Source organism: Bacteroides sp. AF34-31BH (genome assembly GCF_003602795.1).
In the GTDB taxonomy this organism is placed as follows: Bacteria; Bacteroidota; Bacteroidia; order Bacteroidales; family Bacteroidaceae; genus Bacteroides; species Bacteroides uniformis.
On record NZ_QTLV01000002.1, the window covers coordinates 426807 to 445549 of the forward strand.

Genomic DNA, 18743 nt, shown 5'->3' on the forward strand with positions numbered 1-18743 from the left:
TTATTTTAATAATCTCATTTAAGCACACAAGCGCAATTTAGTTTATAACAGAAACTTCCCTATGAAAAGGGGTGAGGTTTTCGGTACTCAACCCTAAGGTTTACGACGCTAAGCCTCAGGTATAGGATTGTAAACCTCAAGTTTACGAAAACCTCTATTATGCGTTAGGGCACTTCAACCTTGTTCAGTATCTTGCTGACGATTTCATCAGATGTCATATTGCTGGCTTCCGCCTCGTAAGTCAAGCCGATACGGTGGCGAAGTACGTCGTGTGCCACAGCGCGCACATCCTCCGGAATGACATAACCGCGACGCTTGATGAACGCGTAGCTACGGGCAGCCAAGGCCAAGTTGATGGAAGCACGGGGCGAACCGCCGAAACCAATCATGTCTTTCAGTTCTTTTAAATCATATTTTTCCGGATAACGGGTAGCAAATACAATATCAACAATATATTTTTCTATTTTCTCATCCAGATACACCTGGCGAACCACTTTACGAGCTTCAATAATTTCGTCTGCCTTCAAAATGGGCTTCACTTCAAATTTATCACCATTGATATTCTGACGGATAATCAGTTTCTCCTCTTCCAGCTTCGGATAGTCTATTACGACTTTCAGCATGAAACGGTCCACTTGCGCTTCGGGCAGCGGATAAGTACCTTCCTGCTCGATAGGATTCTGTGTGGCAAGCACCAGGAATGGTTTGGGCAACCCGAAAGTTTCATTGCCGATAGTAACTTGACGTTCCTGCATGGCTTCCAGCAAAGCACTCTGTACTTTGGCCGGAGCACGGTTGATTTCATCAGCCAAAACAAAGTTTGCGAAGACCGGACCTTTTTTTACTTGGAACGTTTCATCCTTCTGGCTGTAAACCATTGTACCTATTACGTCGGCAGGCAACAAGTCAGGCGTAAACTGAATGCGGCTGTATTGCGCATCAATCAACGAAGCAAGCGTCTTGATAGCTAAAGTCTTTGCCAAACCGGGCACACCTTCCAACAACACATGTCCATCGGACAACAAACCAATTAACAACGACTCTACCAGATGCTTTTGTCCTACAATGACCTGGTCCATACCTGTGGTAAGATTGGTAACGAAAGCACTTTGTCTTTCAATCCGCTCATTCAGTTCGCGGATGTCAATTGTTTCAGCCATAAATCAATCTATTTTTTAATGTTTAATTTCTTCATTTATCCGGTTTTGAACCGGCAATTATTTTTTTCGCTCCCAAAAGTACGGGAATAAATTAACCATACCAACTAATTTTTATTAAAAAACTATGCGAAACCTTTTAGATTAAACTACTTTCATAGAGTTTAGTATTTAACAAAAAAGAAGCAGTAATTTTTTACTGCTTCTTGGCTAATTTCGGTATCTTGATAGTGGTACCATAAGGTACATTATCCGGATTCTTGATTACGCCGGGATTATGCTTCACGATATAAGGCCAAAGCGCTTTTGTCCCATAAAAACGAAGCGCTACCCTAGTCAGCGTTTCCCCTTCCTTGATGGTATAAGTGGTTTCTGTTCCCACAATCGTATACCCCACAGAATCCGGTTCAAACGGTGCAACTGTCTTTTTCTGCTCTTTTTTAGGAGCGGGAGACTGTGCCTGTACATTTTCCTTTGGAGTTGTTGTAAGCGCAGGAGTTGTTGTAGCAACAGTTTCTGCCACAGTATCTGTCCGGGCAGGAACTACAACATCTTTTGAAACAATGCTGTCTGTCAAGGCAATATTGTCTTGACCGGCAGGGACATCCACCTTTTCAGTAACAGATTCCTTCACATCCGAGTCTGCAACCTCTTCTACAAGAGGCTTTGCAGTAAGTTTGTCAAGCAAGTCCGGATAATACATGAAAGCTACGGCACCACCACACAACAACACTACAAATACAACGATGCCTATAAAATATTTCATAGTCGAAGAATCTGCCGTATCTTTTATCACTGGCTCAGACGGTTCCGGTTCAACAGCAACTATATTTTCAGGCATTGCTTCAGGTTCAGTTTTTTCCGGTTTCTCCTCTTCAACTTCCGGTTCGGGCTCAACTAACGGCTCTTCGACTACAGTTTCCACCAAAGGTTCTTCTATCGTGGCTTCTTCCACTAAGGCAACCTTCTCCTCCACCTCTTGTTCCGGAGTTTTGATTTCAGTATCTTCATCATCTTCACTGTCATTTTCCTGCAGGGTGTCCTCAAGCACCGTAGCGTCATTCAAAACTACAGTTTCAAAATGCGAAAATGGTCTATTGATAATATCTTTCAAAGCCGGTTCCGGTGTAAACGACACTTTTGTATGCCCTTGTATCTCAAACCTTTCCCCCGTATTCACATTAACGCTTTCACGACTCCCGACATCTATCAGCTTGAAAGTCCCCAAACCTCGTATCTTCACATACTTGTCCTTCTCCAAAGACTCCTCAATCAGCTGGAAGAATTCTTTCACAAAACTATCCGCATTCTTCTTGCTCATGCCATGCCTTTCAGCCAGCGTGTCAATCAGGTCTTGTATGTTCAGTTTCTCGTTCATAATACGGGAGATTTTTTAAAAGCCGGTTACTTAAACTTATCCTTTAACAATGTACTCGGCTTATAGGTCAATACCAATTTGGGAGGCACCAGCATACGTTGCTTTGTAGTCGGATTCACAGATATACGCTCTGCCTTCTTTTTCACTTCGAATGTACCGAACCCTTGTATAGAGATAATATTCCCCTCCTCCAACTGCCGTGTCATATCCGACAGCAATGAAGCAACCAGCTCAGAAGTATCTTTCAATGTGTACCCTAACCTCCGCGACAATTCAGAAGTAAACTCTTTGTTATTCAAAATGTAAGCCTTTAAATTGAACTACGGTGCTATATTAGCAAATCTTCTTCACATATGCAAGAAAATAAGGAAAAATCTTTAAATTATTCGTCCAAAAAGGTCGAAATCATCGGAATTTACTATCTCTACGTGGTAAAAGTTACCTATATGCAACGCTCTGTCTCCACGCTCAATCAAAACCTCAGGATCCACTTCGGGAGAATCAAATTCTGTACGTCCAATATAATATTCGCCTTCCAGCCGGTCAATGATCACTTTCATCTGCCTGCCTACTTTCTCCGCACTCAACTCCCCTGAAATGCCTTGCTGAATAGACATTAACTCATCCAAGCGCGCTTGTTTCACTTCCTGGGGAATAGAATCCTCATATTCAGCAGCGGCATACGTCCCTTCTTCTTCCGAATACGCAAAAGCCCCCATTCTATCGAAACGCACTTTACGGACAAACTCTTTCAGCTCCTCAAAATCGGCTTCAGTTTCTCCTGGATGCCCCACCATCAGTGTAGTACGGAGATGGATACCGGGAACCTCCTCACGGAATTGTTCTATCAGCTTATACGTCTCATCCTTCGTCACATGGCGGCGCATCTTTTGCAGCATATTGTCGCTGATATGTTGCAGGGCAATATCCATATATTTGCATACATTGTCACGCTCGCGCATCACACGGAATAAATCAGCCGGAAAATGTGCCGGATAGGCATAATGCAAGCGTATCCACTCCACTCCGGGAATATCCGAAATCCGCTCAACAAGCTCGGGCAACATTTGCTTCTTATATAAATCTACTCCGTAATAGGTCAACTCCTGGGCTATAACCTGGAATTCCTTTACACCCCGTGCAACCAGATACTTCACCTCGTCAAGTATCTCCTCCATCGGGCGCGACACATGCCGTCCCGTAATGATGGGAATAGCGCAATAAGAACATTTACGGTCACACCCTTCGGATATCTTCAAATAGGCATAATGCTTGGGAGTGGTCAATGTGCGCTCTATGTGCAGCTCGTCATGATAGGCCTTTCCCAAATCCTGCAGCAACTCTCTCCAATTGAATTTACCATAGAATTTATCCACCTGGGGAATTTCAACGGCCAATTCCTTCAGATAACGTTCCGAAAGGCAACCCATTACATAAAGCTTCTCCAAGTTTCCTTCCTCCTTGGCCTGCGCAAATTCCAGAATCATATTAATGGATTCCTCCTTGGCGTCACCGATGAAACCGCAAGTATTGATTACGGCAATCTGTCCCTTCGGTCTTTCCGCATCATGTGTCACATGGAATCCCACTTCCTCCAACTGACGCATCAAATGTTCCGAATCCACCAGGTTTTTAGAACATCCTAAAGTGATGATATCTATAGTCTTCCGTTTCATGCATTCTCCCCGAACAGTGAATCAACAAATTCCTTTTTACGGAACACCTGCAAATCTTCCATTCCTTCACCCAATCCAATATATTTAACCGGAATTTTAAACTGGTCTGAAATGCCGATGACTACGCCACCCTTGGCTGTTCCGTCCAACTTTGTAACAGCCATTGCCGTAACCTCCGTTGCCAGAGTGAACTGCTTGGCTTGTTCGAATGCATTCTGTCCGGTTGAGCCATCCAACACAAGCAACACCTCATTCGGAGCATCAGGAACAACCTTCTTCATCACATTCTTGATTTTCGTCAGTTCATTCATCAAACCGACTTTATTATGAAGGCGTCCTGCCGTATCTATAATTACCACATCGGCATTATTGGCAGTTGCGGAACTCAGTGTGTCAAAAGCGACAGAAGCCGGGTCAGCACCCATTTTCTGCTTTACAACAGGCACACCTACCCGTTCACCCCATATCACCAACTGCTCCACAGCAGCAGCACGGAAAGTATCGGCAGCACCCAGATAAACAGACTTTCCGGCTTTCTTGAACTGATAAGCCAGTTTACCAATCGTAGTAGTCTTCCCTACACCATTGACACCCACTACCATAATGACGTATGGTTTCTTCGCAATCGGCGCTTCAAAGTCATCCACATCCTCCGAATTATTCTCTGTAAGCAACGCTGCGATTTCATCACGCAAAATATGATTCAGCTCAGTGGCATTCATATATTTGTCGGCTGCTGCACGCTTTTCGATACGTTCAATAATTTTCAGTGTCGTTTCCACGCCCACATCCGAAGTTATCAACACCTCTTCCAGATTATCCAATACTTCATCATCAACTTTTGACTTTCCTGCCACGGCACGCGCAATCTTGCCAAACACACTTTCTTTGGTCTTAGATAATCCTTTATCTAATGTTTCCTTTTTTTCCTTGGAGAAAAAACTAAAAAATCCCATACACTAATTATTTTTATGCAACCTGTTTTCGCATTCCCTGCAAAGATAGTGCAAACCGGATGCAGAATAAAATGAACCCGTTCATTTTTTATGCCGAGGTGCAGCCTATCTTCGCATTTTCAGCAAAGATATAACAAAACTGACGAATATTAAAAACTTCGTCCTCTTTTTAAAAAGAAATCCCCTTACCGGAAATACCGACAAGGGGATCTTTATAAGTCATCAGCGCTTTACAGCCACTGTATTTATCTTATTTCTTAAAGAAGTTCTGAACATCTTCATTACGGACCATCTGTTCATCAAAGATGTAAGCACCAGTCTTAGGAGACTTCACCATTTTGATAACCTTTGTATAAGAACGTCCTTCTTTGCTTCCTTCGTGCAAGGTTGCTACCGCTTTCTTTGCCATAAGTTATAGATTTATTATTTAATTTCTTTATGTACTGTCACTCTCTTCAGAATCGGGTTGTATTTCTTCAACTCCAATCTCTCTGTGGTATTCTTTCTGTTCTTCGTCGTAATATAACGAGAAGTACCCGGCATACCGCTATCCTTGTGTTCTGTGCATTCCAGAATCACCTGTACTCTGTTACCTTTTGCTTTCTTTGCCATAATCAGTATTCTCCTCTACTTTAGCCAATAACTTTAATGCTTTTCCAATCACAATAACCTTTAGCTACCGCATCTTTCAAAGCAGCGTCCAGTCCTTTCTTATTAATAATGCGCAAACCATTAGCGCAAATGCTAAGGCTGATCCAGCAATCCTGCTCTACATAGTAGAACTTCTTGTTAAACAAGTTCAAATCAAAGGTTCTCTTTGTTCTTCTCTTTGAGTGTGAAACATTGTTGCCAATCATGGCCTTCTTTCCGGTAATTTGACAAATCTTTGACATTTCTATCTTAATTTTATAGTTTTCTTTTTTGCCTATTTCAAACAGAGCGCAAAGTAAGCACTTTTATCGTTACCAAACAAGTTTTTCTTAAAATAATTCACTGTATGATAGCATTTTTTCCTCATTTCAGCTTCTCACAAAGCAACAAAAGGGCATTTTGAATTGCTTTTTCCACATTTCCCTTTCTTCCCTCGTCCCCCTCCTGCTTCATGGTAACGATTTCATTTTTATAGGCAGCGGCTATCCACACCGTACCCACCGGTTTTTCCGGAGTCCCACCTCCAGGACCTGCAATACCGGAAGTAGCCACTGCACAATCTGTTTTCAGCGTTTTCATCGCACCTTTCACCATTTCTGTAACAGTTTCGCGGCTTACTGCTCCATGTTTTTCCAAAGTTTCGGCAGATACATGCAGCAAAGACATCTTTATTTCATTGGAATACGCCACTATACTACCACTAAAGTATTCCGAACTGCCGGGAACGGAAGTAATCAGAGCGGCAATCCCTCCACCCGTACAACTTTCTGCGGTGGAAAGGGACAATTTCTTTGCTTTCAGCAGCTCTCCTACCTTTTCTTCCAACTTCATACCTTATTATATATTATCCTAAAGTTACGCGTGAATAAGCAGGTGCTTCCATCGGACAAAAATCCTTATCCATATACTTGAAGTATCCGGTAATGGCAATCATGGCAGCGTTATCCGTCGTGTAGCTGAACTTCGGAATAAATATTTTCCAACCATACTTCCCGGCATGCTCACGGAAAGCATTACGCAATCCATTATTGGCAGAAACGCCTCCTGCAACAGCCACTTCCTTTATTTTATATTGTTTGGCAGCTTTGCGCAACTTATCCATCAAGATATCTACAACGGTAGCTTCCAGTGATGCCGCCAAATCCGTCTTGTGATGTTCGATGAAATCGGGGTCGTCCTTCATCCAGTCGCGCAGAGAGTAAAGAAACGAGGTCTTAAGTCCGCTGAAACTATAATCCAACCCTGGAATATTCGGTTTGCTAAACGAGAAGGCTTTAGGATTACCTTGCCGAGCCAGCTTGTCAATAATCGGACCACCCGGATATCCCAATCCCATTACCTTCGAGCATTTGTCAATGGCTTCACCGGCGGCATCATCAATGGTCTGCCCCAAAATTTCCATATCGTTATAGGCTTTCACCAAGATAATCTGTGAGTTTCCACCGGAAACCAGCAAGCAGAGGAAAGGAAATTCCGGCTGCACATTATCTTCACCTTCTGCTTTAATGAAATGAGCTAAAACATGGCCAGTCAAATGATTAACATCAATCATGGGAATGCCTAATGAACGGGCGAATCCTTTGGCGAAAGATACCCCCACCAACAACGACCCCATCAATCCCGGTCCACGCGTAAAGGCCACAGCACTCAATTCCTCTTTAGTTACTCCGGCGCGTTTCAATGCCTCATGCACTACCGGAACTATATTTTGTTGGTGCGCGCGGGAAGCCAGTTCAGGCACTACCCCACCGTACGCTTCATGCACAGCTTGGCTGGCCACCACATTCGAAAGCAGATAACCATCTTTGATGACAGCTGCAGAAGTGTCATCACAAGAAGATTCTATTCCCAAGATTATTGTACTCATAATGTTTATTTACGTTTAAACGCTGCAAAAGTAGTGATAAAAGTACGATTCATAACGTATTATTTCATATTTTTGTTGGCTGATTATAAAAATTAACCGCCTATCAGAAAGCTAAAAAAAACAGTACGCTGGGTACTCGGTATTGTATTGGGATTGTATATCGGTACCATATTGTTGCTGAACATTCCATCCGTTCAGCGACAAATGTCTGTATTTGTTGCCAATGAACTGGCTTCCATACTGGACAGCAAGATTTCCATTGGGCGAATAAACATAGGATTGCTGAACCGCATCATCATCGACGACCTGCTCCTGGACGACCAGTCTGGCAAGGAAATGCTGAAGGTGACCCGTCTTTCTGCCAAATTCGATATTCTCCCCCTATTCAGCGGCAAAATATCCATCAGTAACATACAATTGTTCGGCTTTAACATCAATCTGAACAAGCAGACTCCCAAGGATAAACCTAATTTTCAGTTTGTACTCGACGCATTCGCATCCAAAGATACGGTTCAAAAGAAAAACAACCTGGATCTCCGTATCAATTCCTTACTGATACGCCGCGGAAAGGTTTCATATGATGTGCTGTCCGAGAAAGAGACTCCGGGAAAGTTCAATCCACAGCATCTCCGCTTGCGTAACATTATTGCAAACATCTCCCTAAAAGCATTGCAAAATGATTCTATCAATGCTGCCATCAAGCGTCTGAGCATCGAAGAAGAACATTCCGGATTTGAATTGAAGAAACTAAGCCTAAAGGTTATCGGTAATGACCAACGGATGAAAATCGAAAATTTCGCCATCGACCTCCCCAACACCTCTTTGGCAATGGATACTATACACATGGATTATGACAGCCTGGGGGCGTTTGACAATCTTGCCCAAGATGTCCGTTTCTCATTCCATTTGCTGCCCTCTCAAATCGCCTTGCAGGATTTATCGGCTTTTGTTCCGGCTTTTGGTTCTTTTAAGGAAAAATTGCAAGTAGAGGTACAGACGGACGGCACTGTCAATCAACTGAATTGCCCGCACCTTTCCGTCTCTGTCGGAAATCATTTTTATCTGAGGGGAGACGTATCACTACAAGACCTTTCCCATCCGGAAAATGCTTATATATTCGGTAATTTGTCCAATTTGTACGCAGACCCGGAAGGAATTGCCTTCTTTGTCCGGAATTTCAGCAAGAACTATAATGGAGTACCTCCCGTCCTGCAACACTTAGGAACGGTTTCCTTCCGTGGAGAAGTATCGGGCTACTTCACAGACCTCGTAACTTACGGACAAGTACGCACCGACATCGGAACCATCCAAACTGACGTAAAACTAAGTTCTAACAAAGATAAAGGTTATTTTGCCTATTCCGGTGCAGTGAAAACCAAAGAGTTTGAGCTAGGCAAGATGCTGGGCAACAAGAAACTGGGTAAAGTAACTTTCAATCTGGATGTCAACAGCAGCCATTATGAAAAGCAATATCCGTCCGTACTGCTGAAAGGGTTGGTTGCCTCCATTGATTACAGCGACTACAATTACGAAAATATCACTCTGGATGGAGAATACAAGCAGGGAGGCTTCACGGGAAAAGTCGCCTTGGATGACACCAATGGTTCTGTTATTTTGAACGGTACCATCAATACCGCCAGTCGGGTACCGACTTTCAACTTTCAGGCAAGCATCGACAAATTTCGTCCTCATGCCCTACATCTGACACCCAACTATGAAGATACGGAAATATCAGTCAAAGTCAAGGCTGACTTCACCGGCGGTTCCATTGACGAGATGAACGGTGAAATCAACGTTGACAGCTTACTGTTCGCAGCTCCGGAAACACAATACTTCCTGGACAATCTGAAGATATCCGCCATCAGAGAAAGCGAAGACCAGAAACGGCTGACCATCCAATCCAACTTTCTCCAAGGTCGCATAGAAGGCGATTATTCTTATCGTACCCTGCCTGCCAGTGTACTGAATATCATGCGTCGTTATATCCCCGCCTTGATTCTGCCAGACAAGAAACCCATAGAGACGGAGAACAATTTCCATTTCGACATGCACATTTACAATACGGAACTGCTCTCCACCGTCTTTCAGATTCCGGTAAAAGTATATACCCATTCCACCATTAAAGGATACTTCAATGACAAGGCACAGCGACTCCGTGTAGAAGGCTATTTTCCCCGTCTCCGCTATGAAAACAAATTCATCGAATCCGGAATGTTCCTTTGCGAGAATCCCGGTGACCAGTTCCATACACGCCTACGCTTCAGCAACCGCAAATCAAGCGGCGCTGTCAATATAGCTTTAGAAGCGCAAGCCCAGAACAACAGCATACAGACCACGCTGAACTGGGGTAACAGCAGCACTGTAACCTACAGCGGGAAACTCGCCGCCGTCGCCCACTTCATCCGTGAACAGAAAGAAGCGAATGAAAACAAGAGGAAACTTCCCCCCTTAAAAACCGTCATTGATGTCCAGCCCACCAACGTGATACTGAACGATACGCTATGGGATATACATCCCTCCCAAGTGGTACTCGACTCCGGCAAAGTGTATGTCAATGATTTCTACTTCAGCCATAAAGACCGGCACTTGCGTATCAATGGTATCGTTTCACCACAACCCGAAGATACAGTACGTCTGGATTTGAAGGAAATCAACATCGGTTATGTGTTCGACATTGCAGACCTCGGAGTCAATTTCAAAGGAGAAGCCACCGGTCCGGCTTTCGCCAGCGGAGTACTGGAAAACCCCGTCATGAGCACCGACTTGTTTATCCGCAACCTCGGATTGAACGAAGGCTTGCTGGGTGATGCCAACATACACGGAGAATGGCACCACGACGTGAAGGGCATCTATCTGGATGCCCATATCAGGGAGAAAGATATCGCCAAAAGCCATGTGTATGGCTATGTCTATCCCTTGAAGCCCACCAGTTCATTGGATCTCCAAATTGAAGCGGGCGGTACCAACTTGAAGTTCATACATCATTATATGAGCAGCATCACGCCCGAATTCAACGGACGTGCCACCGGCCATGTACATTTCTATGGCAAATTCAAGGCTCTCACCATGGAAGGGCGTGTATTCGGCGATGCTTCCATGAAGGTAGACGTGCTCAACACCACTTTCTCCGTCAAAGACAGCATCTACATCGAGCCCGGCGGGTTGACCTTCCGCAACAACCGCATTTTCGACACGCAAGGGCATCAAGGCAGCATGAGCGGCTATCTGCACTATCAGCATTTCAAGAACCTGGAGTACCGTTTCAATTTCAATGTCAACGACATGCTGGTGATGAATACCAAAGAATCACCGGACTATCCCTTCTACGGCACCGTCTACGGTACGGGGAATGCCACTATTGCCGGTAATGCCCAAGATGGCGTTAACATTGACGTTGCAATGACTACCAATCGTAACACCACCTTTACCTATATAAAGGATAACGTATCTACAGCGGTCAGCAACCAGTTCATCAAGTTTGTGGACAAGACGCCACGCCGTGCCGTACAAGACTCTGTCCGCCTTTCCGACTACGAGATTGCCCAAAAGGAAATCGAGGAAGAGAAAGAGAGCGACACTGACATCCGGCTGAATCTCTTGGTAGACGCCACCCCCGACGCTACCATGAAGATTATCATGGACCCTATCGCCGGCGACTATATCAGTGGACGGGGAACCGGAAATATCCGTACTGAGTTCTTCAATAAAGGAGATGTAAAGATGTTCGGCAGTTACCGAATAAGCCAGGGAGTCTATAAATTCAGTCTGCAAGAGGTTATCCGAAAGGACTTTATTATCAGGGATGGAAGTACCATTACATTCAACGGTTCGCCGCTGGATGCCACTCTGGACATAAAAGCAGGCTATACGGTCAACTCAGCATCCTTAAATGACCTGATGCCCAACGAGGCAACCTCCGGCTACATCAGCCAGACAAATGTAAAAGTGAACTGTATGATGGACCTTACCGGACAATTGACTTCACCCGATGTAAAATTCGACATCGAGCTGCCCAACGAACGCGATGAAGTGCAGGCCATTGTCCGTAACTATATTCCTACTGACGAGCAAATGAACATGCAGATACTCTATCTGTTGGCTATCGGCAAGTTCTATACCCCGGAAAACTTGGGAGCCACCCAGAATTCGAATATGATGTCCAGTGTTGTTTCATCCACCCTTTCCGGACAGTTGAATAACGCTTTATCAAACATTCTCGATGTCAATAACTGGAACTTCGGCACCAATTTCAGTACCGGTGAAAGAGGCTGGACAGACATGGAGTTCGAGACCATGCTTTCGGGGCAATTATTGAATAACCGACTACTTATCAATGGTAATTTTGGTTATCGTGACAATCCGATGGCAAATACCAATTTTGTGGGAGACTTTGAAGCAGAATGGCTCGTCAACCGTTCCGGAGACATCCGCCTGAAAGCGTACAACGAAACGAACGACCGCTACTACACCCGGACAAATCTGACAACACAAGGTATTGGCATTATCTTCAAAAAGGATTTCAACAAATGGAGTGAGCTCCTTTTCTGGAACAGATGGAAACTCAACCGGCTGAGAAAGGAACAAGAAATAAAACAAGATACTCTATCCTCTGATAAAATAAACACAGAACAGCAGAGGCCCGAGGCACAATCAAAACGGAAAAGGGAGCAAAAATAAGATTGACGTCCTCACTGTCCACATTGAAGGTTTTAGAATAAGTAAATAGGCTCAAATACAGTATTTTAACATGGCTACACCCTTTATACCTAAAGGTGTAGCCATCACTCTACGATGGTATAGGCATTCAAGGCAAAGGGTGTAGCCATAAAAATACATCAGAAAGGCAATGGCCCGTCCGACCCCACACCTCCAAACGGGTTGTCCGTCTGTGGTGGAAAATCAGCAGCCGATGGAGGTGGCGGTGTTGCCGTACTTCCGATAGGCGCATTCATACGTGAACCGAATGTAGCTCCTCCACCCTCCGTCGGAGGTGGGATAACCATATCATCCTCCGGATTCTGGAAACGGGTGTACTGTCCGATAAATCTCAGACGCACATCCCCCACAGCACCGTTACGGTGCTTTGCTATGATGATTTCCGCCATACCGCGCAAGTCACTGCCATCGGCAGAAGTATAAATCTTGTAATATTCGGGACGGTGAATGAAGCACACCATATCGGCATCCTGCTCGATGGCACCGGATTCACGAAGGTCGCTCAACTGGGGACGCTTGCCTTCCTCGCCTTCACGGTTCTCCACACCACGGTTCAACTGCGACAGAGCGATGATAGGAATGTTCAGCTCTTTGGCCAAACCTTTCAATGAGCGCGAAATGGTACTGACTTCTTCCTGACGGCTACCGAAAGACATTCCGCTTGCATTCATCAGCTGAAGGTAGTCGATGATGATAATCTTCACTCCGTGCTCACGTACCAGACGCCGTGCCTTCGTACGGAGTTCGAATACCGACAAAGAAGGCGTATCATCCACATAAAGCGGAGCATCCAGCAAGTCACGCAGTTTGTAATCCAACTGCTGCCATTCATAGTCCGCCAACTGGCCACTCTTGATTTTCTCACTCGGAATCTCGCACACGTTGGATATCAGACGGTTCACCAGCTGCACGTTACTCATTTCAAGCGAGAACAGCGCTACGGGATTGCGGAAATTCACGGCAATGTTTTTCGCCATGGAAAGTACGAACGCCGTTTTACCCATGGCAGGACGGGCTGCAATAATGATGAGGTCGGACTTCTGCCATCCGGAAGTCATCTTGTCCAGCTTGGTATACCCACTTTCCAAGCCACTCAAACCATCGGTACGGGCAGCAGCTTTCTGAATCAAATCATAGGCTTCGGCAATGACAGGATTAATTTGTGTATAATCCTTCTTCATGTTCTGCTGGGAAATCTCGAACAGTTTTCCTTCGGCCTCCTGCATCAGGTCGTCCACGTCCAGCGTCTCGTCGAAAGCCTTGCTCTGGATATTACTGGTAAAAGTAATCAATTCACGTGCCAAAGCTTTCTGCGCAATGATACGTGCATGGTATTCGATGTGTGCAGAAGATGCCACCTTACTGCTGAGTTGGGTAATATAGAACGGGCCGCCCACTTCCTCCAATTCTCCCCGCTTGGAAAGTTGCTCCTTCACGGTGAGGATATCGACCGGCTTCTGATTCACGGCCAAATCGGTAATAGCGGAATATATCAACTGATGTCTATGCTCATAGAATGACTCCGGACGAAGAATTTCACTTACCAGCGAATAAGCGTCCTTCTCAATCATCAAGGCTCCCAAGACTGCTTCTTCCAGCTCCGGCGCTTGCGGCTGGATACGTCCGTAGTCTGTTACAGGCTGTGGTGCCTTTCCTTTCGGAGTACGGGATGTTCTTCTTTGTTCTGCCACTTTCAGAATTAAAAATTGAAAATTAAAAATTAAATGAATTTCCCTTTTAGAAAGGGAAAGCAAAGATAGTGCAAACCGAATACATAACTTTCATGCTTGTATGAAAAAGTTATGTTGAGGTGCAGCCTATCTTCGCTCGTATGGCAAAGATAAGCGAATTTATTTATAAGCAGTAAATAAATCATTGTTAAGTTTTCAATCTACTATGAACAGAAATCACTAACTTTGTCTTCGGAAGCTGCACTCCAATAGCTTCTCCTTTTAATTTTAAATTATTAATTCTTAATTTTCAACGCCATGCTGACTTTTCCAAATGCCAAAATAAACCTGGGACTGAATATCACAGAAAAGCGTCCGGACGGATACCATAATCTGGAAACCATTTTCTATCCGGTTCCCATAGAAGATGCTTTGGAAATAAATATCTTGAACGAAGGAAAAGGAAAGTTCCGTCTGCATCAAGCAGGCCTGGAGATTGAGGGAGAAGCAGAGAGTAACCTGGTAGTGAAAGCCTACAAGTTACTGGATGACCGGTTCAACCTTCCTCCGGTAGATATTCATCTCTTCAAGCATATTCCCTCGGGAGCCGGACTGGGTGGCGGTTCGGCCGATGCAGCCTTCATGCTGAAGCTTCTGAATAATAAGTTTGAACTCGGACTGCCGGATGACACTCTGGAAGAGTATGCCGCCAAGCTGGGTGCCGATTGTGCCTTCTTCATCAAAAACCGTCCGACTTACGCAGAAGGTATCGGAAACATATTTTCTCCCCTTCCCCTCTCACTGAAAGGATATCGGATATGGTTGGTGAAGCCGGACATTTTCGTCTCTACACGGGATGCCTTTGCAAAAATAAAACCGCATCATCCGGAAATGTCCCTGAAAGAAATTGCCCAACTTCCCGTAGAAGAATGGAACGGACGAATGGTCAATGACTTTGAAGAAAGCGTATTCCCCCAATTCCCGGCTATTGGAGAAATCAAGGAAGAGATGTACCGGCAAGGAGCTGTATATGCCTCCATGAGTGGTTCGGGGTCATCTGTTTACGGATTATTCAAGGAAGATGCCGTATTACCGGAAGTGGATTTCGGAGAAAAAGCTTTTGTATACAAAGGCCAGTTCACTGATATTTAAAAATGCATCAACCAATATACTGATTTCCGGAAACAAAAATACAACAAGGTTGTTCTTACAGAAAACTCAAAACAACCTTGATTATGAAAAAGTTCAAATTCTGTATTCTGGCAGGACTACTTGCCTTGCTGTCGGTGTCCGCTTTTGCGGAAGGACGTCTTCCTGCAAATATACAAACAGCTTTTCAAACGCTCTATCCTCAAGCAACGGATGTGGAATGGGAGCAAATGGCCGGTTGCTACGTGGCAGAATTTATTGCAGATGGTCAGGAAATTGATGTCTGGTTCAATAAACAAGCGGAGTGGGTTATGACTGAAACGGATGTAGAGTCACTGGAAAAAGTGCCGGCTCCCGTGGCAGAAGCATTCATGAGCAGTACAATGACCGGCATGAGATTAAGGGATATAAGAATCATCACCTTTCCCAAACATCCCACAGTGATAATAATTGAGGTGGAACAATACAATTCCGATGAAGAATTCCAACTGTTCTATGCTCCGGATGGAAAACTATTACAAAGCCTCGATGTAACAGAACTTGGAGGAGAGATTTATCCCGGACTCTTTTTCAATGATTAATACTGACGATTGGTGATTTGTTAATGATATCCATTCATCAACAAATCACCAATCATACATCACTAATCATTAATATACCTCTACCCTATCAGCAATACGCTTCGCTTTGTCGCGCAGCGTGTCAAGATCACTGTCAAGAGGTGCATAACACAGCACTACACCCATACGGCGGTTTACGCGGGTAGTAGGCTTACCAAAAATACGCAGATAAGTATCCTCTTCTTTCGTAACCTCTTCCATGCCACGATAATTGGGACGTTCCTGACTGGCTATCGGAGAAAGGATGACAGCACTGGCTCCTATACGCTCCTGCTTGATGCCAGGGATAGGCAGACCAAGCACCGCACGACAGTGCAATTCAAACTCATTCAGATTCTGGGTTCCGGCCAGGGTTACCATACCCGTATCGTGCGGACGTGGAGAGAGTTCGGAGAAATAGACACCGTTCTCATGGCTGAGAAAGAATTCCACTCCCCACAATCCGGCACCGGTCAAGGCACGGGTCACTTTCTCTGCCATATCCTGCGCCTCCCTTAGATGGGCAGGGTCAATATGGGCAGGCTGGAAGCTTTCACGATAGTCCCCACCCTTCTGTACATGGCCGATAGGCGGGCAGAACAAGGTCGGACCATTCTTCTGTGTTACGGTGAGCAGTGTTATCTCACTGTCGAACTTGATGAACTCTTCAATGATAAGTTCTTTGATGTCTCCACGGCTACCATTACAGCCATACTCCCAGGCATGCTCCAGTTCGTCGGCACTCTTTACGAGAGACTGGCCTTTACCGGAAGAGGACATCAGCGGTTTCACCACACACGGGAAACCTATCTTTTCAGCAGCAGCTTTCAGTTCATCCAAAGATTTGGCATAAAAATATTTAGCAGTCTTCAATCCCAGCTCTTTAGCTGCAAGGTCACGTATGGCTTTACGGTTCATGGTAAAGTTCACGGCGCGTGCACTGGGCACTACCTGAATGCCTTCTTTCTCGAAATCATACAGACGTTCCGTACGGATAGCCTCAATTTCCGGAACAATAATATCCGGCTGGTGTTTGCGTACTACACGTTCCAAAGCATCTCCATCGAGCATGCTGAATACCTCACATTCATCTGCCACTTGCATGGCAGGCGCTCCGGCATACGAGTCGCAAGCAATGATATACTGGCCCTTACGTTGGGCGGAAATAACAAACTCCTTGCCCAACTCACCGGAACCTAACAATAAAATCTTTTTCATCAATTCTTTTATTTACAATTTTATATATTTACGATTTGACGACGTACGATGTACGATTAGAGTTACTTTAGACAATAAACCGCCACAAGCCAAAGCAATCCCAATCGTACATCGTAAATCGTCTAATAGTAAATCCTCTTATTGGTGCTGGTCTCTCAACAAGTCATTCACCGTCTTTACCGGATTGAATGTAGTCAGAGGCACTTCTACAAATACTGTGTTCCAATCACTCATGGCTCCGTTCCACAAACCGGGAAGTTCAAGCGCTTTCAGGTCCTTGCCGTTCTTGGACTTATAGGAGATGAACCCCGTCGCTTTATCCACATACTTCACAAGATTGAACTTATGTCCTTTATAGTCACGTACGGCGCAAACCAAATCCACCGGATTGAAATGGGTACCTTTTTCAAACATTTCCTTCTTTTCCGGGTCGTCCATATCAATCTGCGAACTTTCCAGAATCTGCAGAGAGATAGTACCGTCACTGTTGTATGCCAAGAACGGACCTCCGCCCGGTTCGCCTACGTTCTTCACCATACCGCAAACACGCATCGGACGGTTCAGCTTCTCTTTCAGATATATAACCAACTCGGCATCTTCCAGATTCTTTGTCTCCGGATTCTTGCAATAGAGTTGTTTCTGCAGGAATTGCAGAACTTCAAGAATTTGCTCGTGTGTATACTTCCCGCTGTCAAGCAACTGCAGATAAGCAAACGCTCTCTGCTGTAACGCTACCAGCACACCGGCAATCAGTTTCTTATATAATACGGTGTCACCTTTCAGCTTGTCGGGTACCACATTGTCTATATTCTTTATGAAGATAATATCCGCATCAAGGTCATTCAAGTTTTCAATCAAGGCGCCATGACCGCCGGGACGGAACAACAATTTGCCATTGTCGCGGAAGGGTTTGTTTTCCATATCGGCGGCAATGGTATCGGTGCTCGGCTTCTGTTCCGAAAAAGAGATGTTATAATCCACCCCATACTTCTTTGCATAAGCGGCAGCCTTTTCGTCTACCAAAGCCTTGAACAAGGCACGATGTTCGGGCGAAACCGTGAAATGCACATTCACCTTACCGTTCTTATTGGCAGCATACAATGCTCCTTCTACCAAGTGCTCTTCCAGCGGCGTGCGGCTACCGTCTTCATACTTATGGAACTTAAGCAATCCTTTGGGCAGAGCACCATAGTTCAGTCCGGCCCCTTCGAGTAAGGCAGCAACAACCGCCTTGTAGTTTCCAGCGGCAACCAAAGTCGGTATATCCTTTCCGGCAGTCCTCTGGCAAGCGGTATTCAAGTCATCATAGAAGGCAAACTTCTCTATTTTCTCAAAGAAAGTCTTTTCAAAGTTTGTCTGGGGAGTGTCATAGTCTGCCCCGAGAAATTCAAACAAGTTCTTGAACATACGGCTGGCAGCACCCGAAGCAGGCACAAACTTCACCACCACTTTATCGGTTTGTGTATATGCCTCCCAGGCATCCAGGTATTTCTTCTGTTCATCCGTATTCGGAGCCAGTATACCCTTTTCTACAGAAGCGGCGGCAGACAGCTTCAAGTATGGAAAACCTTTTTCGAAACAAGCCAACTGTTCGGTTATTTGTTCTTCGGAGATGCCTTTATTTTCGAGCAACTCTTTGTCTTGCGGTGTTATCATAATATCTTGTTTTATTAATTCATGCCCAAAAATACAAAAAAAGCAGAACT

At 44.9% G+C, this 18743-nt stretch carries 16 protein-coding genes; 3 read left to right on the forward strand and 13 right to left on the reverse strand.

Annotated features, from left to right (window positions below; translation table 11 throughout):
• Positions 1-164: 164 nt before the first annotated feature.
• The 10 genes from DWZ67_RS05385 to tsaD all read right to left on the reverse strand — a co-directional run bounded on the left by DWZ67_RS05385 (position 165) and on the right by tsaD (position 7685).
• Entirely contained in the window at positions 165-1160 is a 996-nt protein-coding gene (locus DWZ67_RS05385; RefSeq protein ID WP_005827745.1) for an AAA family ATPase, read from the reverse strand.
• A gap of 193 nt (positions 1161-1353) precedes the next feature.
• Positions 1354-2535: an HU family DNA-binding protein gene (locus tag DWZ67_RS05390; protein WP_005837202.1), complete on the reverse strand. Its 1182-nt coding sequence runs from the start codon at positions 2533-2535 to the stop codon at positions 1354-1356.
• A gap of 26 nt (positions 2536-2561) precedes the next feature.
• On the reverse strand, positions 2562-2834 hold the full coding sequence (locus DWZ67_RS05395; RefSeq protein ID WP_025832116.1) for an HU family DNA-binding protein: 273 nt from the start codon (positions 2832-2834) through the stop codon (positions 2562-2564).
• 78 nt (positions 2835-2912) lie between these two features.
• Positions 2913-4211, reverse strand: coding sequence for a 30S ribosomal protein S12 methylthiotransferase RimO (gene rimO / locus DWZ67_RS05400; RefSeq protein WP_005837204.1), 1299 nt, complete (start codon positions 4209-4211; stop codon positions 2913-2915).
• Positions 4208-5167: a signal recognition particle-docking protein FtsY gene (gene ftsY, locus DWZ67_RS05405; RefSeq protein WP_005827738.1), complete on the reverse strand. Its 960-nt coding sequence runs from the start codon at positions 5165-5167 to the stop codon at positions 4208-4210. The genes rimO and ftsY overlap by 4 nt, the downstream gene beginning before the upstream one ends.
• Positions 5168-5417: 250 nt before the next feature.
• Complete coding sequence (locus DWZ67_RS05410) at positions 5418-5576, reverse strand: DUF4295 domain-containing protein (protein WP_005827735.1); 159 nt, start codon at positions 5574-5576, stop codon at positions 5418-5420.
• A 14-nt stretch (positions 5577-5590) separates the two neighbouring features.
• Positions 5591-5779, reverse strand: coding sequence for a 50S ribosomal protein L33 (gene rpmG / locus DWZ67_RS05415; protein WP_002560155.1), 189 nt, complete (start codon positions 5777-5779; stop codon positions 5591-5593).
• A 20-nt stretch (positions 5780-5799) separates the two neighbouring features.
• Positions 5800-6060: a 50S ribosomal protein L28 gene (gene rpmB, locus DWZ67_RS05420; protein WP_004291052.1), complete on the reverse strand. Its 261-nt coding sequence runs from the start codon at positions 6058-6060 to the stop codon at positions 5800-5802.
• Positions 6061-6181: 121 nt separating this feature from the next.
• The gene (locus DWZ67_RS05425) at positions 6182-6649 is read right to left on the reverse strand and encodes a CinA family protein (protein WP_120138317.1); all 468 of its coding nucleotides are present in this window, start codon (positions 6647-6649) and stop codon (positions 6182-6184) included.
• 13 nt (positions 6650-6662) lie between these two features.
• Positions 6663-7685, reverse strand: a complete 1023-nt coding sequence (gene tsaD, locus DWZ67_RS05430) for a tRNA (adenosine(37)-N6)-threonylcarbamoyltransferase complex transferase subunit TsaD (protein ID WP_087333143.1) — start codon at positions 7683-7685, stop codon at positions 6663-6665.
• Positions 7686-7889: 204 nt separating this feature from the next.
• Between tsaD and DWZ67_RS05435 the strand changes: the two genes are divergently transcribed.
• Positions 7890-12362: a translocation/assembly module TamB domain-containing protein gene (locus DWZ67_RS05435; RefSeq protein WP_120138382.1), complete on the forward strand. Its 4473-nt coding sequence runs from the start codon at positions 7890-7892 to the stop codon at positions 12360-12362.
• Positions 12363-12520: 158 nt separating this feature from the next.
• On the opposite strand, the gene dnaB is transcribed toward DWZ67_RS05435, so the two are convergent.
• On the reverse strand, positions 12521-14092 hold the full coding sequence (gene dnaB / locus DWZ67_RS05440) for a replicative DNA helicase (RefSeq protein WP_008664493.1): 1572 nt from the start codon (positions 14090-14092) through the stop codon (positions 12521-12523).
• Positions 14093-14389: 297 nt separating this feature from the next.
• Between dnaB and ispE the strand changes: the two genes are divergently transcribed.
• Together ispE and DWZ67_RS05450 are read left to right on the forward strand one after the other, a co-directional pair.
• Positions 14390-15223 carry a 4-(cytidine 5'-diphospho)-2-C-methyl-D-erythritol kinase gene (ispE, locus tag DWZ67_RS05445; protein ID WP_120138319.1) on the forward strand — a complete coding sequence of 278 codons (834 nt, stop codon included), beginning with the start codon at positions 14390-14392 and terminating at the stop codon, positions 15221-15223.
• An 83-nt stretch (positions 15224-15306) separates the two neighbouring features.
• Complete coding sequence (locus tag DWZ67_RS05450; protein ID WP_005827722.1) at positions 15307-15801, forward strand: PepSY-like domain-containing protein; 495 nt, start codon at positions 15307-15309, stop codon at positions 15799-15801.
• 69 nt (positions 15802-15870) lie between these two features.
• Here DWZ67_RS05450 and purT read toward each other — a convergent pair whose 3' ends face one another.
• Positions 15871-17037 carry a formate-dependent phosphoribosylglycinamide formyltransferase gene (gene purT, locus DWZ67_RS05455; RefSeq protein ID WP_005827720.1) on the reverse strand — a complete coding sequence of 389 codons (1167 nt, stop codon included), beginning with the start codon at positions 17035-17037 and terminating at the stop codon, positions 15871-15873.
• A 138-nt stretch (positions 17038-17175) separates the two neighbouring features.
• Complete coding sequence (locus DWZ67_RS05460) at positions 17176-18693, reverse strand: DUF4301 family protein (RefSeq protein WP_008664488.1); 1518 nt, start codon at positions 18691-18693, stop codon at positions 17176-17178.
• Positions 18694-18743: the final 50 nt, after the last annotated feature.

What these genes read in the sequence shown, in the direction of transcription:
- tsaD (WP_087333143.1), bottom strand. Translation starts at nt 7,685, where the DNA reads ATGAGTACAATAATCTTGGGAATAGAATCTTCTTGTGATGACACTTCT.
- DWZ67_RS05435 (WP_120138382.1), top strand. Translation starts at nt 7,890, where the DNA reads ATGTCTGTATTTGTTGCCAATGAACTGGCTTCCATACTGGACAGCAAG.
- DWZ67_RS05385 (WP_005827745.1), bottom strand. Translation starts at nt 1,160, where the DNA reads ATGGCTGAAACAATTGACATCCGCGAACTGAATGAGCGGATTGAAAGA.
- ispE (WP_120138319.1), top strand. Translation starts at nt 14,390, where the DNA reads ATGCTGACTTTTCCAAATGCCAAAATAAACCTGGGACTGAATATCACA.
- DWZ67_RS05425 (WP_120138317.1), bottom strand. Translation starts at nt 6,649, where the DNA reads ATGAAGTTGGAAGAAAAGGTAGGAGAGCTGCTGAAAGCAAAGAAATTG.
- DWZ67_RS05410 (WP_005827735.1), bottom strand. Translation starts at nt 5,576, where the DNA reads ATGGCAAAGAAAGCGGTAGCAACCTTGCACGAAGGAAGCAAAGAAGGA.
- rpmB (WP_004291052.1), bottom strand. Translation starts at nt 6,060, where the DNA reads ATGTCAAAGATTTGTCAAATTACCGGAAAGAAGGCCATGATTGGCAAC.
- rimO (WP_005837204.1), bottom strand. Translation starts at nt 4,211, where the DNA reads ATGAAACGGAAGACTATAGATATCATCACTTTAGGATGTTCTAAAAAC.
- ftsY (WP_005827738.1), bottom strand. Translation starts at nt 5,167, where the DNA reads ATGGGATTTTTTAGTTTTTTCTCCAAGGAAAAAAAGGAAACATTAGAT.
- rpmG (WP_002560155.1), bottom strand. Translation starts at nt 5,779, where the DNA reads ATGGCAAAGAAAGCAAAAGGTAACAGAGTACAGGTGATTCTGGAATGC.
- purT (WP_005827720.1), bottom strand. Translation starts at nt 17,037, where the DNA reads ATGAAAAAGATTTTATTGTTAGGTTCCGGTGAGTTGGGCAAGGAGTTT.
- DWZ67_RS05450 (WP_005827722.1), top strand. Translation starts at nt 15,307, where the DNA reads ATGAAAAAGTTCAAATTCTGTATTCTGGCAGGACTACTTGCCTTGCTG.
- DWZ67_RS05460 (WP_008664488.1), bottom strand. Translation starts at nt 18,693, where the DNA reads ATGATAACACCGCAAGACAAAGAGTTGCTCGAAAATAAAGGCATCTCC.
- DWZ67_RS05390 (WP_005837202.1), bottom strand. Translation starts at nt 2,535, where the DNA reads ATGAACGAGAAACTGAACATACAAGACCTGATTGACACGCTGGCTGAA.